This is a genomic window from Microbulbifer mixtoriginis (SeqCode) (genome assembly GCF_052467945.1).
Map to the genome: position 1 here is coordinate 4,443,817 of NZ_CP174328.1, position 14,249 is coordinate 4,458,065.

Annotated in this window: 12 protein-coding genes; 8 read left to right on the top strand and 4 right to left on the bottom strand. The window is 58.0% G+C overall.

The window, feature by feature from the left end; translation table 11 throughout:
* The first annotated feature begins 10 nt into the window (after nt 1-10).
* The 3 genes from ACJJIJ_RS19400 to ACJJIJ_RS19410 all read left to right on the top strand — a co-directional run bounded on the left by ACJJIJ_RS19400 (nt 11) and on the right by ACJJIJ_RS19410 (nt 4,196).
* Nucleotides 11-1,429 (top strand): glutamate synthase small subunit GltD family protein, encoded by a 1,419-nt coding sequence (locus ACJJIJ_RS19400; RefSeq protein WP_444908511.1) that lies wholly within the window; start codon nt 11-13, stop codon nt 1,427-1,429.
* A gap of 159 nt (nt 1,430-1,588) precedes the next feature.
* On the top strand, nt 1,589-2,668 hold the full coding sequence (gene hemE, locus ACJJIJ_RS19405) for a uroporphyrinogen decarboxylase (RefSeq protein ID WP_444887790.1): 1,080 nt from the start codon (nt 1,589-1,591) through the stop codon (nt 2,666-2,668).
* Nucleotides 2,669-2,840: 172 nt separating this feature from the next.
* The gene (locus tag ACJJIJ_RS19410; RefSeq protein ID WP_444938198.1) at nt 2,841-4,196 is read left to right on the top strand and encodes a cyclic di-GMP phosphodiesterase; all 1,356 of its coding nucleotides are present in this window, start codon (nt 2,841-2,843) and stop codon (nt 4,194-4,196) included.
* 54 nt (nt 4,197-4,250) lie between these two features.
* Here ACJJIJ_RS19410 and asd read toward each other — a convergent pair whose 3' ends face one another.
* The 3 genes from asd to rsgA are packed head-to-tail and all read right to left on the bottom strand — an operon-like array spanning nt 4,251 to nt 6,972.
* Nucleotides 4,251-5,114, bottom strand: a complete 864-nt coding sequence (gene asd / locus ACJJIJ_RS19415) for an archaetidylserine decarboxylase (protein WP_252084197.1) — start codon at nt 5,112-5,114, stop codon at nt 4,251-4,253.
* A 26-nt stretch (nt 5,115-5,140) separates the two neighbouring features.
* The gene (locus ACJJIJ_RS19420) at nt 5,141-5,935 is read right to left on the bottom strand and encodes a sulfurtransferase (protein WP_444938199.1); all 795 of its coding nucleotides are present in this window, start codon (nt 5,933-5,935) and stop codon (nt 5,141-5,143) included.
* Nucleotides 5,932-6,972, bottom strand: coding sequence for a small ribosomal subunit biogenesis GTPase RsgA (rsgA, locus tag ACJJIJ_RS19425; RefSeq protein ID WP_252084199.1), 1,041 nt, complete (start codon nt 6,970-6,972; stop codon nt 5,932-5,934). Before rsgA ends, ACJJIJ_RS19420 begins: the two co-directional genes overlap by 4 nt.
* An 86-nt stretch (nt 6,973-7,058) precedes the next feature.
* Here rsgA and orn point away from each other — a divergent pair, with 86 nt between their 5' ends.
* Nucleotides 7,059-7,601: an oligoribonuclease gene (gene orn, locus ACJJIJ_RS19430; protein WP_252084200.1), complete on the top strand. Its 543-nt coding sequence runs from the start codon at nt 7,059-7,061 to the stop codon at nt 7,599-7,601.
* 81 nt (nt 7,602-7,682) lie between these two features.
* On the opposite strand, the gene queG is transcribed toward orn, so the two are convergent.
* Nucleotides 7,683-8,786 carry a tRNA epoxyqueuosine(34) reductase QueG gene (queG, locus tag ACJJIJ_RS19435; RefSeq protein WP_252084201.1) on the bottom strand — a complete coding sequence of 368 codons (1,104 nt, stop codon included), beginning with the start codon at nt 8,784-8,786 and terminating at the stop codon, nt 7,683-7,685.
* 134 nt (nt 8,787-8,920) lie between these two features.
* On the opposite strand from queG, the gene ACJJIJ_RS19440 reads away from it, so the two are divergent.
* The 4 genes from ACJJIJ_RS19440 to mutL are packed head-to-tail and all read left to right on the top strand — an operon-like array spanning nt 8,921 to nt 14,210.
* Complete coding sequence (locus tag ACJJIJ_RS19440) at nt 8,921-10,402, top strand: NAD(P)H-hydrate dehydratase (RefSeq protein WP_444938200.1); 1,482 nt, start codon at nt 8,921-8,923, stop codon at nt 10,400-10,402.
* Between the two features lie 2 nt (nt 10,403-10,404).
* Nucleotides 10,405-10,893 (top strand): tRNA (adenosine(37)-N6)-threonylcarbamoyltransferase complex ATPase subunit type 1 TsaE, encoded by a 489-nt coding sequence (gene tsaE, locus ACJJIJ_RS19445; RefSeq protein ID WP_444938201.1) that lies wholly within the window; start codon nt 10,405-10,407, stop codon nt 10,891-10,893.
* 56 nt (nt 10,894-10,949) lie between these two features.
* Nucleotides 10,950-12,260, top strand: a complete 1,311-nt coding sequence (locus tag ACJJIJ_RS19450; protein WP_252084204.1) for an N-acetylmuramoyl-L-alanine amidase — start codon at nt 10,950-10,952, stop codon at nt 12,258-12,260.
* A 54-nt stretch (nt 12,261-12,314) separates the two neighbouring features.
* Nucleotides 12,315-14,210, top strand: coding sequence for a DNA mismatch repair endonuclease MutL (gene mutL, locus ACJJIJ_RS19455; RefSeq protein ID WP_252084205.1), 1,896 nt, complete (start codon nt 12,315-12,317; stop codon nt 14,208-14,210).
* The last annotated feature ends 39 nt before the right edge of the window (nt 14,211-14,249 follow it).

Genomic DNA, 14,249 nt, shown 5'->3' on the forward strand with positions numbered 1-14,249 from the left:
GAGAGACAGTATGAAAGACAGACTGAACAACGATTTCCAGTTTATCGACGTGGCCCGTATAGATCCGCCGAAGAAAGATATCATCGCGCGTACCAGTGAATTTGTGGAGATTTACCAGCCATCCAGTGAAAACCAGGTGGCGAGTCAGGCACACCGCTGCCTGGACTGCGGCAATCCCTACTGTGAGTGGAAGTGCCCGGTGCACAACTATATTCCCAACTGGCTGAAATTAATCAGCGAGGGGAATGTGATCGAGGCGGCGGAACTCTGCCACGAGACCAACACCCTGCCGGAAGTTTGCGGGCGCGTTTGTCCCCAGGACCGCCTGTGCGAAGGCGCCTGTACCCTCAACGACGGTTTCGGCGCTGTGACCATCGGCAATGCTGAAAAGTACATCACTGATACCGCCTTTGCCCTCGGTTGGCGTCCGGATCTCAGCCATGTGGAAAAGACAGGTAAAAAAGTCGCGATTGTGGGCGCGGGCCCAGCCGGACTGGGCTGCGCCGATATCCTGATACGTAACGGCGTACAGCCGGTGGTCTTCGACAAGCATCCGGAGATCGGCGGCCTGATCACTTTCGGTATTCCGGAATTCAAGTTGGAAAAATCGGTGATGGAAAAGCGCCGCGAGGTGTTTGTTGAGATGGGGGTGGAGTTCTGTCTCAATACCGAGGTGGGCAAGGACATCAGTTTCGAGCAGTTGCTCAATGACTATGATGCCGTATTCCTGGGGATGGGTACCTACAACTACATGAAGGGCGGCTTCCCTGGTGAGGACCTGCCCGGCGTGCACGATGCTTTGCCGTTCTTAGTGGCCAACGTCAATCGCAATATGGGTTGGGAGAAGGACCCTGCGGAATTTGTCTCGGTGGAAGGCAAGCGTGTAGTGGTGCTTGGTGGCGGTGATACCGCCATGGACTGTAACCGCAGCTCTATTCGACTGGGGGCCAAGAGCGTGACCTGTGCCTACCGTCGCGATGAGGAAAATATGCCGGGCTCCCGCCGCGAAGTGGTCAATGCCAAAGAAGAAGGGGTGCAGTTCCTGTTTAACCGCCAGCCGGTAGAAATTGTCGGCGACGGTAAGGTCTCTGGGGTGAAAGTAGTCACTACCGAGTTGGGTGAGCCCGATGAAAACGGGCGTCGCCGTCCGCAGGTAGTGCCCGGTTCCGAAGAAGTCATCCCGGCAGATATCGTGCTGGTCGCCTTTGGTTTCCGCCCGAGCCCGGCGGAATGGTTTGCCGAGCACAGCATTGAAGTAGCGGACTGGGGTGGTGTCGTTGCCCCGGAAGAACAGAAATACAAGTTTCAGACCTCCAACGAGAAGGTCTTTGCCGGTGGCGATATGGTACGCGGTTCCGACCTGGTGGTAACAGCTATTTGGGAAGGGCGCCAGGCCGGTGAGGGTATTCTCGATTATCTGGATATCTGATTTTCCCGGTTGCGGATGGGAGGCTTGAAGCCTCCCATTTTTATATCTTTGTAGAGCGGCACCAGCCCTCAACCTGCCTGGATGATATTGTTGCCAAGCTGTATCTAGTGGCCCCGCCCCCTGTACAATGGCCGTTTTTTTAGCCCGCTCGGTGTACCTATGTCTGATACCAAACCGTCCGAATTGAAAAACGACCGCTTTCTCCGCGCCTTGTTGCGCCAGCCCGTGGATCGAACACCAGTGTGGATGATGCGCCAGGCGGGTCGTTACCTACCCGAGTACCGCGCAAGCCGCGCCGAGGCTGGGAGCTTTATGGATCTATGCCGTAATACCGAATTGGCGTGCGAGGTCACTCTGCAGCCGTTGGAACGCTACCCACTCGATGCGGCGATTTTATTCTCCGATATCCTCACCATCCCAGATGCTATGGGCCTTGGGCTCTATTTTGCCGAGGGCGAGGGCCCCAAATTCCATAAGCCGCTGCGCACTGCCGCTGATATTGAGGCATTGGAAGTGGTGAACAGCGAACGGGATCTGGACTATGTGATGAACGCTGTGTCCACCATTCGCCGCGAGCTAAATGGTCGTGTGCCGCTGATCGGCTTCTCTGGCAGCCCCTGGACCCTGGCCACCTATATGATTGAGGGCGGCTCCAGCAAGGACTTTGCCCGCAGCAAGGAAATGCTCTACAACCGCCCCGAGCTGATGCACCAGCTGCTGACCGTACTCGCCGATTCGGTGACCGACTACCTGAATGCACAGATTCGCGCGGGTGCCCAGGCGGTACAAATTTTTGATACCTGGGGCGGCGCCTTGAGTCACAGCGCCTACCGCGAGTTCTCCCTGCAATATATGCAGCGTATTCTCAGCGGTCTGATCAAAGAAGCCGATGGCCGCCGGGTGCCCGCTATTCTGTTCACCAAAGGGGGTGGTCAGTGGTTGGAAGCGATGGCGGATACCGGTGCTGATGCTCTCGGGCTTGATTGGACCACTGATATCGGCAGTGCCCGTGCCCGTGTTGGGGATCGCGTTGCCCTGCAGGGTAATCTGGATCCTTCCGTACTCTACGCCAATCCGGAACGCATCCGCCAAGAAGTGGAAGCTGTGCTGCAGTCCTACGGCCAGGGTAGTGGCCATGTTTTCAACCTTGGCCACGGTATTACTCCGAAAGTAGATCCGGCCCATGCCGGCGCCATGATCGAGGCAGTGGTAGAGCTTTCCGCAAAATATCACGTCTAACTGTGGCAACTAGTGTCTGAGTCTGTGAATACAGTCTCACTTTGTATGGGTGCTCGCCAATATCTGTCCGTGATATAAATGTGCGCTTGCCCGAGGGGGCCCGGATTTAGAAACGGGGCCCTTGCTGAGGGCGGTCTCCAAGCATTTACTACAGTGGTCGGTACCTCCCCAAGTGGCACTCGAACAGGCAAAAATTTCCGTCGGTGATCTCCAGCGCGGCATGTTTGTGTCCAGGCTAGACAAACCCTGGACACAGACTCCATTTGCCCTGCAGGGCTTTTATATCCGCGATTTGGAGGAGATTCGCCAACTACAGAAGTACTGCCGTTTTGTTTATGTCGATGTGCACAAGACCGTAGGCAGTGCCGGTGTGACCTTGCGCCGTTTGATCGGCGCTAGTGGTGCAAGTGCTAAAGGGCATGGCCGAGCCGCCGTGCGCGTCACCATTCCCTGCCGCCCCGTTGCGGTCTCTCACAAGACTTACCCCCCCCCTCAGCCCGCTCAGCGCGAGGCAGGCAATGCGCGCAAGTTGCACGGCCAGATATTGCGTGGCATGGGCGAAGTTATGGGGTTGGTAGCGAGCAATCGACCACTGCCGGTGCCACAGATGAACCGGGTGGTAGAGGATCTGGTTGAGAGTGTGCTGCGCAGCCCGGATGCTTTCGCCTGGTTGGCGCGAGTGCGAGACAGGGATGAACATACTTACAGTCACTCGGTACGCGCCAGTATTTGGGCGGTGCTGTTTGGCCGGCATATCGGCTTGGCGCGACATGAGTTGTTGCAGCTGGGGGTGGCCACCCTGTTAAAGGATGTGGGCAAGTTATCGATTCCCGCAGAAGTGCTGCAGATGCCCAAGCGCGACCCGCGCAGCGAGCTGGAGTATCGTAAATTTGTGCAACACAGCGTGCAGATGCTATCGGCAGACGCCCAGGTCGACCCCCAGGTGATTGATATTGTGCGCGGTCATCGCGAGCGCCACGACGGCGGTGGTTATCCCGGTGGCTTGCGCGGTGACAAGATTCCCGTATTGGCGCGCATGTGCGGCATCGTTACTTTTTATGATGAAGCGACGAACCCCCGCGGCGCCAGCCAGCCCATAGCGCCTTCAAAGGCCGTGGCCGAACTCTATGACCTACGTGGCATCGCCTACCAAGAACAGCTGGTCGTCGAATTTATTCAGGCGATAGGACTCTACCCCACCGGTACCCAGGTAGAGCTCTCCAGTGGCGAAGTGGGTGTAGTGGTGGAGCAGACCTATGACCGGCGTTTGCGCCCCAAGGTGATGATTGTGCTGGATGCGCACAAGCGCCAGCTGAGTAAACCGCGCCTGTTTGACCTGGCGGCTGCAGAGGATCGTGCAGAAAAGCTGATTGAGCGTGGCAAGATGCGCCCGGAGGAAAAGGTCAGCATAGTGCGGGATATAGAGCCAGGGGCTTATCCGGAGGTGAATACCTCGGCGGTGCGAGACGATTACCTTTTCAATAGTGGTGGGCAGCTGTCCCGCTTTTTCTCGCGCCTGGCGAGATAGTTTATTCTCGAGGGAAGCCTTGAGAGCGGCGTAACTTACCGCTCTCCCGAAGAATTAGCCGGCGTCAGCTATCATGCTGCCGAAATACTCACCCATACGCACAGGGGTTTCCGCCTCAAGGCTGTCCAGCCAGCGCACTTGATCCGCCCCAAACAACATGACGACTGTGGAGCCCAATTTAAAGCGACCCATCTCCTCGCCTTTTCGCAGGTGAATCGGTGCATTCTCAAGATAGTTGGTGGTGCGCACATCGCGAGTATGGGGCGCCACCTGGCCGGCCCAAACAGTCTCGATTCCGGCAACGATCATGGCACCAACCAAAATCATGGCCATGGGTCCGGCTTCAGTATCGAATACGCACACCAGGCGCTCGTTGCGGGCGAACAGGCGCGGTACGTTTTCGGCGGTTACGGTGTTGACCGAGAACAGTTGGCCCGGCACATAAGTCATGCTGCGCAGGGTGCCGTCGATAGGCATATGTACCCGGTGGTAATCCTTGGGTGACAGGTACACGGTGGCGAAGTGGCCATCGTCAAACTGGGCCGCCAATTCTGGATCACCACCCACCAATTCCAGCAAGCTGTAGTCGTGCCCCTTGGCCTGGAACACACGGCCATTGTGGATAGCACCGAGCTGACTGATGGCGCCATCTGCGGGACAGGCCAGGCTACCCTCGCTACTGACAATCGGGCGTGCGCCCTCTTTGAGTTCGCGGGTAAAAAAGTCGTTGAAGGTGCGATAAGCGGTGCAATCGGTCTCTTTGGCCTCCTGCATATCGACACCGTACTTCTCGACAAACCAGCGGGTGAAAGGGTCTTTGATCGACTTGATCTCGGTGTTCGCCAGCCAGCCCGCAGCGCGGGAAAGAGCGTGTTGCGGAGTCAGGTATTGCAGGGTGGTAAAGAGTTTTGGATTCATACGGGTACAACGTTTTCCGGTAATACTTACTGTTCGACGGGCGTATTGGGCAGGTTGCCCCACTCACTCCAGGAGCCTGGGTAGGCGCGAATATCAAAACCCAGGGACTTACCCACCAACCAGGTAAAACCAGAGCGGTGATGACTTTGGCAGTGGGTGACGATTTTATGTTTTTCATTGATGCCGAGCTTGGCGAGTAGCTCGCGCGCATCGGTGCGGATACGCAGGTCGCGCTGAGGGTCCATCAGCTGGGTCCACTCGCAGTTGATTGCGCCGGGAATATGACCGCCCTTGGTAGCCAAGACCCTTTCTCCACTGTACTCCTGGGGGGAACGGGCATCCCAAACGAGGAAGTCGGGGTTGCCAAGATACTCCTGGATTTCTCGGGCACTCATGGCAGCATCGGTATCGATCGAGACTTCGATATCGCTTGGGGTAACCTGTGGTTCTTCAGTGGTCAGTGGTAACCCGGCACCGCGCCAAGCGTGCATACCACCGTTTAAGTAGCTGTAATTGCGGTGGCCAATACTCTCCAGGGTCCACAGGAGGCGTCCGGCCCAGCCGCCGCCTTCATCATCACAGGCCACTACATGGGTTTCCGGGCGCAGGCCAATAGCGCGAAAAACTCGGGTCAGCTGCTCGGAGCTGGGGAGTTTACCCGGCGCAGGGGCAGTACCCGCCATCAATGCCTGAAATGGTAGGTGCAGGGCGCCGGGGATGTGTCCGTTCAAGTAATTTTGCAGGGAGCTGAGGTCGACAACCAATAGCTCTTCATGCTCCAGCTCGGCGGCGAGCTCTTCCGCCTCAATAATCAGGTTCAAAATTTATTCTCCGATTCCAGGCTGTTGCGCAGGTGTAAAAAGCTGTTCATACGGCGCTCACTGATGTCGCCGTTGGCCAGTGCTTCGCGAATGGCACAGCCGGGTTCGCCCTGATGGTTGCAGTCGCGAAAGCGGCAGTGGCCGATAAAGGGGCGGAATTCCACAAACCCTTCCAGTAGCGCGGCCTCCTCCATATGCCAGAGACCAAACTCGCGGATGCCGGGAGAGTCTATCAGATCGCCTCCGCTGGGCAGGTGAAACAGTTCCGCTGCGGTGGTGGTGTGGGTGCCCTTCAGGGTTGCCTCGGACAGGGCGCCGGTACGGGCGCCGGCACTCGGTAGCAGGGCGTTGACCAGTGAAGATTTACCCACGCCGGACTGCCCGACAAAGACGCTGCTGCCCTTGGCCAGGGTCTCGAGTAGTTGTGGCAGGCCCTCGCCGGTTTTAGTGGAAAGGCGCAGTACTGGGTAGCCGAGGTCGGGGTAGGGGGCCAGTAGGGTATCCAGTGCCTGGCGGTTGCCATCGTCGATCAGGTCGATCTTGTTCAGCAGCAGGATTGGCGCTATACCGGTGGTCTCTGCGGCGACCAGGTAGCGGTCGATGGCATTAGCGAAGGGCTCCGGGTAGGGGGCTATAACAATCACAATGCGGTCGATATTGGCTGCTACGGTTTTCAGGTCGCCGTAGCGATCAGGGCGCTGCAGCTCTGAGTTGCGCGGCAACCGCGCACCCACAACCCCATAGCCGCCATCGCTATCACTAGTGGCGGGACGCCAAGCGACGCGATCGCCGGTTACCAGGGTATCGATATTGGCACGCATGTGGCAGCGTTGGCGCAGGGAAGCATCGCTCTCACTTTCCACCAAAATTTGGGTGCCATAGTTGGCGATGACAAGACCGGTCTGTTCCTGGCCCAGTTGACCGTCGTCCAGAGCTTGTTCTGCGGACTCTTCGCGCTTGCGCGCGCGGGCCTCACGCTCCTGCTGGATCTTGGCGACGCGCCACTGTTGGCGGCGGTTTAATTTGCGTTTACTCATGCACTGGCACCTGGAGATTAGCGGCGGATTATAGCCATTGCCGGGTAGTTGCGGTAACTTGCGCGGAAAGTTTGAGGAGACCCGCTGTGGATCAGAACAACCTGATCTGGATAGATCTGGAGATGACCGGCCTCGATCCGGAAAAAGAGCGCATTATCGAAATCGCCACCATTGTGACCGATTCGCGGCTGAATGTGCTCGCCGAAGGCCCGGCGATGGTGATTCACCAGAGTAATGCCCTGCTGGATGCCATGGACGACTGGAACACCGAGCAGCACGGCGGTTCTGGTTTGGTGGCAAAGGTAAAGGAGTCGAATATATCCGAGCGGGAAGCGGAGCGAGAGACCCTGGAGTTCCTGCGCCACTGGGTGCCGGAGGGTGCCTCGCCCATGTGCGGTAACTCTATCGGCCAGGACCGTCGCTTCTTGGTCAAATATATGCCGCAGCTGGAATCTTACTTCCACTACCGTAATCTGGATGTGAGCTCGGTGAAAGAGCTGGCCAGGCGCTGGCGTCCGGATGTGTTGAATGGGGTGAAAAAACACAGTAGCCATTTGGCTCTAGACGACATTCGCGATTCTATCGAAGAGTTGCGCCACTACCGCGAGACCTTCTTTCGCCTTAGTTAAGCTTCCGACTTAGCGGAGCACTCGGCCGATTAGAGCCTCTTTTCTGCTGCCCCGACTCTTTTCTGTGCCTCGTTCAGGGGCTCAGGTTACGCGTTTGATCTTGCGTTTGCGTTTGCGTCCACTGCGTAGCCGCGCCAGGGCCCAATCGATATGCTCCAGCACCAGAGGCGTGGCCGTTTGCCGCGATTGTTCCAGGCTTTCGAATACCTCCTCGCTGGCCGCGCCGTTGCCGAGCGCCACCGCCAGGTTGCGCTGCCAGCGCTCGTAGCCGATACGGCGGATTGGCGAGCCCTCTGTCTTGCGCAAAAACTCCTCCTCGCTCCAGTTGAACAGCGCTAATAGCTCGCCGTTGTCGAGGCCGTGGCGCGGGTGGAAGTCCTGCTCTGCGGTGGGTTTGGCGAACTTGTTCCAGGGGCAGATTGTCTGGCAATCGTCGCAGCCGAAAACTCGATTGCCGATGGGCTCGCGGAATTCCTCCGGAATCGGCCCCTTGTTTTCGATGGTTAGGTAAGAGATACAGCGCCCGGCATCTAAGGTGCGCGGGCCGATAAAGGCATCGGTTGGGCAGACTTTAAGGCAGGCCACGCAATCGCCGCACTCGTCGGCAAAATCTCCCTCATCGACAGGCAAGGGCAGATTGGTATAGATCTCGCCGAGGAAGAAAAAAGAGCCAGCTTTGGAATTGATCAGCAGACAGTTCTTGCCGACCCAGCCGAGGCCGGCCTTGCGCGCCAGAGCGCGTTCCATTACCGGTGCGCTGTCGGTAAAGGCGCGACCCTTGGAATCGATACCCTGTTCGGCACAGAAGGCATCGATCTTCTTGGCCAGGCTGGCCAGGCGCTTGCGAATCAGCTTGTGGTAGTCGCGACCATTGGCGTAACGGGAGACATAGGCCTTACTGGAATCCTTGAGCACTTTGATCGGCTGGGTATCCGGTGGCAGGTAGTCCAGGCGCACACTGATGGCGCGCACGGTTCCCTCTTCCAGTAGTGCCGGGCGCCAGCGCTTTTCCCCGTGGGCGCCCATCCACTCCATATCCGCGTGGTAGCCCTTATCGATCCAAGCGCGCAGGCGCTCACCGTCCTCCTCCAGCTGGCAGTCGGTGATACCAACCTGCTGGAAGCCCAGCTCCCGTCCCCAGAGTTTGATCAGGTCGGCTAATTCGGCGAGCAGTGATTCGGTCATAGATAAAGCGGCTCGATATCCCATGCAAGCACAATGACTGGCCGGGGCGGTATACTTTGCTGTCAGTGCAAGTGGCAGCGATACAATCGCCCATTTTGCCACAGATGACATCTTCACCACATTGCGGGAGCCGCATGGATACGCCACAACCTTTGTACAGTGCCGAATCGGTACGGGAACTCGACCGACAAACAATCGCCGCGCTGGAAATTCCTTCGATACAGCTGATGAAGCGCGCGGCCCGCGCTGCTTTCATCCATTTACGCGCCCGCTGGGCAGATATCGGCCGCATCCAGGTATTTTGTGGCGGTGGCAACAATGGCGGTGATGGCTATGTGATTGCGGCTCTGGCCGCGCAGAAGAAGATACCGGTGACGGTGTTTGCCTGTACTGACCCCGAACTCTTGAAGGGCGATGCCCGCGAGGCCTATGCCTACGCCGTTCGCGAAGGCGTTCAGGTGCTGACCTCGCTGACCGAGCTGGACAGTGCCGATGGTAACACCCTGATCGTGGATGCACTGCTGGGGACAGGGTTTAGCGGTGAATTGCGTCAGGATGTTGCTCATGCCATAGAGCGAATTCGCAAGAGTCCCGGTCCGGTTTTTTCCGTGGATATTCCCTCGGGCCTGAGTGCCGATAGTGGCAGCGCCGATCTGGCCGTTCAAGCCAATATGACTGTGACCTTTATCGGTCGCAAGCTGGGCCTCTACTGTGGGCGTGGCCCGGCGCTTTGTGGCGAGGTGATCTTTGCCGATCTGGGTGCCCCCGCACCGATTTATCAAGCAGTAGAGCCCCTGGCGCAACGGTTTGAGCGCTCCAGCCTGAAACGCCTGCCCGAGCGTGCTGCGGACAGCTACAAAAATATGTTTGGCCATATTTTGATAGTCGGTGGCGACAGCGGTTTCGGTGGCGCAGCGCTGATGGCGGCGCAGTCCTCTGCACGCAGTGGTGCTGGTCTGATCTCCCTGGCAACCCGCCCGGAACACTTAACTGCCGCTTTGACCCGTTGCCCCGAGGTCATGGCTCATCCGGTTATTTCTGGCCAGGAACTGGAACCACTTTTAGAGGGGCCCGATGTCATCGCAGTGGGCCCGGGTCTTGGCCGCTCTCCCTGGAGCGAACAGTTACTGGCTCGCGCTGGCCGCGCTCAGGTGCCGCTGGTGGTGGATGCGGATGCACTGAATATCCTCGCCGTCGGGCGGGTACTCGCTGGTGTAAAACGCGATGATTGGGTGCTGACGCCCCATGTCGGCGAGGCGGCGCGCCTGCTCGGCTGCGATACCGCCGAGGTACTGGCGGACCCCCGCGCGGCGGCGGTGGCAGTTCAGCAGAAATTCAGTGGTGTGGTGATACTAAAAGGCGCCGGCACCCTGATTGCCCACGAAGGCGGTGTCGATCTGATCAACAGCGGTAATCCGGGTATGGCTTCGGGAGGCATGGGTGACCTGCTCACCGGAATAGTGGCGGCCTTGATCGGTCAGCACCTGCCTTTGGGAGATGCGGCACGCCTGGCAGTTTGGCTGCATGGCGAAGCGGGTAACCGCGCCGCGGAGGATGGTCAGCGCGGTTTGTTGGCCACAGATTTATTGCCCTGGATTCGACGGTTGGTGGACTGATAGTGAGTGAACTGAAATTGCATTTAGCGGACGAAGAGGCAACGGTGGCAGGCGGCGAAGCGCTGGGCCGCGCCTGCCTGGCCAGTGGTCTACAGCGGGGGCTCACTCTGTACCTGAATGGCCAACTGGGTGCCGGCAAGACCACCTTTTGTCGCGGTGTGCTTAGAGCCTTTGGGCATCAGGGTGCGGTGAAGAGCCCCACTTACACCCTGGTTGAGCCCTACGAACTTGGACCCCAGCGGGTATATCACTTCGACCTCTATCGCCTCGGAGATGCCGAGGAGTTGGAGTTTATGGGGGTGCGGGACTACTTCGCCGCGCATAGCCTGAGCCTGGTGGAATGGCCGGAACGCGGCGCTGGCGTTTTGCCCGAACCAGACTTGGAATTGACTCTGCAAGTGCCGGACAGCGGCCGCCAGCTGCTGTTGAATACCCATTCCAAACAGGGAGAAGCGGTACTCGATACCCTGGCAAAGATGCTAAATAAATAGCAATTGGCCTGGATTCAGGGATGTGTAAAAACAATAAGTGAAAGGGTTGGGAAGTAATGAGTAGGATGTGGCGCTCGCTGGTGGCCCTGGTAACTGGGCTGGTAATTGCACTGCCGCTGATGGCGGCTGAAGTGGAGGGCGTGCGCCTGTGGCGGGCGCCGGACCACACGCGCCTGGTCTTCGACTTGAGCGGCCCGGCGGAGCACAAGTTGTTCACCTTGAGTGGGCCGCACCGTGTTGTGGTGGATATTGCCGATACTCAGTTAAAGGCGCAGTTAGATACTCTGGATCTGAAGGGTACACCCATCGCCCAAGTGCGCCACGCCCGCCACAACAAGAAAGACCTGCGCGTTGTCCTCGATCTGAAGCAGCAGATCAATCCGCGCAGTTTTTCCCTGCGCCGTCATGAAGTACTGCCGGATCGCCTGGTGCTTGATCTTTACGACAAAGTGGAAAATCAAGAGAAGACCCTGCAGCAGGTAAGCACTGAACGCGACATCGTTATTGCCGTGAATGCTGGTCACGGCGGTGAGGACCCGGGTGCACTGGGTCCCAGAGGTCTGCGCGAGAAGGATGTGGTGCTGGCTATTGCGCGAAAACTACACAAAGAACTCGATCGCGAGCGGGGTTTCAGCGCGAAATTGGTCAGAACCGGTGATTACTTTATTCCCCTGCGCCAGAGGGTGAAGAAGGGGCGCAAAATGCGCGCGGATCTGTACATTTCGATTCACGCCGATGCCTTTACCCGCAAGGAGGCCCGTGGTGCCGGTGTCTATGCCGTTTCCTCGCGTGGCGCTACCAGTGAGACTGCACGTTTTCTGGCCCAGCGGGAAAATGAATCCGATCTGATAGGCGGTGCCGGTGACTTGAGCCTGGATGACAAGGATGACACCCTGGCTGGGGTATTACTGGATTTGTCGATGACCGCCACCATGAATGCCAGCCTGGATATTGGCGCCAGTGTACTGAATTCACTGGCCAGCTTTACACACTTGCACAAAAAGAAAGTGGAGCAGGCGAATTTTTCGGAGTTGCGCAACCCGGATGTACCCTCAATTTTGGTGGAAACGGGCTTTATCACTAATCCCTACGAGTCACGGCGATTGAGTGATCCCAAGTTTCAGCAGCGTATGGCAGAAAAGCTCAGTGAGGGTATAGTGGCTTACTTTCGCGCTAACCCTCCGGCGGGTACCTGGCTGGCAGCCAACAAGCCTGCCAAGTCGCGCCGCCACGTGATTAGCCGCGGCGAGACACTGTCCGGAATTGCCGCGCGTTACCGGATTTCCGTGGCCTCCCTGAAGAAAGCCAACGGTATTAAAAGCTCAGTGATCCGCGTGGGGCAGACTCTGAGTATCCCCTCGGGTTAGCCGCAAAGTTACCGCCTTATCGGCCCTTCAAATTAGCGTTAACAAGACAGAGTTATGCACGAACGTATCCAGCAATTATCTCCGCGTCTCGCCAACCAGATCGCTGCCGGTGAGGTGGTCGAACGCCCCGCCTCTGTAATCAAGGAGCTGCTGGAAAACAGTTTGGATGCTGGCGCCACGCGGCTGGAAGTGGATATCGATAATGGCGGTATCAAGCGCATGAAAGTGCGGGATAACGGCAAGGGTATCGAGAAAGAGGACTTGCCCATGGCGTTGGCGCGTCATGCCACATCGAAAATCCATGTGCTGGAAGATCTGGAAGCGGTGGCCACCCTGGGTTTCCGTGGTGAGGCCCTGGCCAGTATTTCCTCTGTCGCGCGATTGAATCTGATCAGTAGCCGCGATGAGAGCGGCAAGGGCTGGCAAGTGAGCGCCGAGGGCCGTGATATGCAGGCGCAGCTGGCCCCAGCGGCCCACCCCCGCGGCACCACCGTGGATGTGCGTGATCTATTTTTCAATACGCCGGCGAGGCGTAAGTTTCTGCGCACCGAGAAGACTGAATTTAACCGTATCGACGACACCATCAAGCGCCTTGCTCTGTCCCGCTTCGATGTGTCTATCACTCTGCGCCACAACGGCAAGGGCGTGCACAACCTGCGTGCCGGCAGCGGCCGCGTGGAGATGGAGCGCCGTGTGGCGCAGGTATGCGGTCCGGCTTTTATGCAGAACGCCCTGCATATCGATGTGGAGCGCAGTGGTTTGCGCCTATGGGGTTGGGTGGCCGAGCCGGCTTTCTCCCGCTCCCAGGCCGATCTGCAATTCTTCTACGTCAATGGGCGTGCTATCCGCGATAAGGTGGTGAGTCACGCGGTGCGCCGTGCCTTTGCGGATGTGCTCTATCACGGCCGTCATCCGGCGTTTGTACTCTATCTGGAGCTGGACCCGGCATCGGTAGATGTAAATGTACACCCGACCAAGCACGAGGTGCGTTTCCGCGATGGTCGCTTGGTACACGACTTTTTGTTTGGCAGTTTGCATCGGGCTCTGGCGGATGTGCGCCCAGGGCAGAAAGATGAGCAAGCTGAAGAGGCTGATGGGCAAGAGAATGGCGCTGCTGAAAGAATCAGTGGTATTCAGGCAGGAGAGTTTTCCGGCCAACAAAAAATGCCACTCTCCAATCGCCCCTCACCGGCGAGCTTACAGCAGCAAATGAATACCTACGGTGCCTTGCATCAACCCTATCGGGAGCCGGCAGCTGTTGCTGAGCCTGCGGTACCTTCTCCAGATGCGCCTCCGGCTGGCGCTCCTGTTGCACCAATGGCTGCGCAGGCACCCACGATTAACGAGAGTGCTAATGGAGAAGATGTTCCGCCGTTGGGTTTTGCCATCGCTCAGCTGCATGGCATATATATCCTCGCGCAGAACGAGCAGGGCATGATCGTGGTGGACATGCATGCCGCCCACGAGCGTATTGTCTATGAACAGATGAAAGTGGCTCATGCTGCGGGCGGTATTCAGGCACAGCCATTGCTGGTACCAGTGAGCCTGGCGGTAAGCCAGCGTGAGGCGGATTGCTTCGAGGAGCGCAGCGAAGTGTTTACGGCTCTCGGTTTCGTGCTACAGCGCGCAGGCCCGGAAACTCTACTGGTACGACAGGTGCCGACCATGTTGCACGGTGCTCAGGTGGAGCAGCTGGTGCGCGATGTGTTGTCAGATTTACTTGGGCAGGGTGACAGCGAGCGTATAGGCGAGCAAATCAATGAAGTGCTCGCCACCATGGCCTGTCACGGTTCTGTGCGCGCCAACCGCCGCTTGACGATTCCGGAAATGAACGCGCTGCTGCGGGATATGGAGCGCACTGAACGCAGCGGCCAGTGCAATCACGGCCGTCCGACCTGGACCCAGGTTAAACTGGCGGATATGGATAAGTGGTTTATGCGCGGTCAATAATCGCGTTTTGGAAGTAGGTGGTGATTTGAGCGAGCGCAC

Bases quoted from the DNA above. Each gene is read 5' to 3' on its own strand.
- rsgA (WP_252084199.1), bottom strand. From the start codon at position 6,972: ATGAGTAAACGCAAATTAAACCGCCGCCAACAGTGGCGCGTCGCCAAG.
- asd (WP_252084197.1), bottom strand. From the start codon at position 5,114: ATGAATCCAAAACTCTTTACCACCCTGCAATACCTGACTCCGCAACAC.
- hemE (WP_444887790.1), top strand. From the start codon at position 1,589: ATGTCTGATACCAAACCGTCCGAATTGAAAAACGACCGCTTTCTCCGC.
- ACJJIJ_RS19400 (WP_444908511.1), top strand. From the start codon at position 11: ATGAAAGACAGACTGAACAACGATTTCCAGTTTATCGACGTGGCCCGT.
- mutL (WP_252084205.1), top strand. From the start codon at position 12,315: ATGCACGAACGTATCCAGCAATTATCTCCGCGTCTCGCCAACCAGATC.
- ACJJIJ_RS19440 (WP_444938200.1), top strand. From the start codon at position 8,921: ATGGATACGCCACAACCTTTGTACAGTGCCGAATCGGTACGGGAACTC.
- queG (WP_252084201.1), bottom strand. From the start codon at position 8,786: ATGACCGAATCACTGCTCGCCGAATTAGCCGACCTGATCAAACTCTGG.
- ACJJIJ_RS19450 (WP_252084204.1), top strand. From the start codon at position 10,950: ATGAGTAGGATGTGGCGCTCGCTGGTGGCCCTGGTAACTGGGCTGGTA.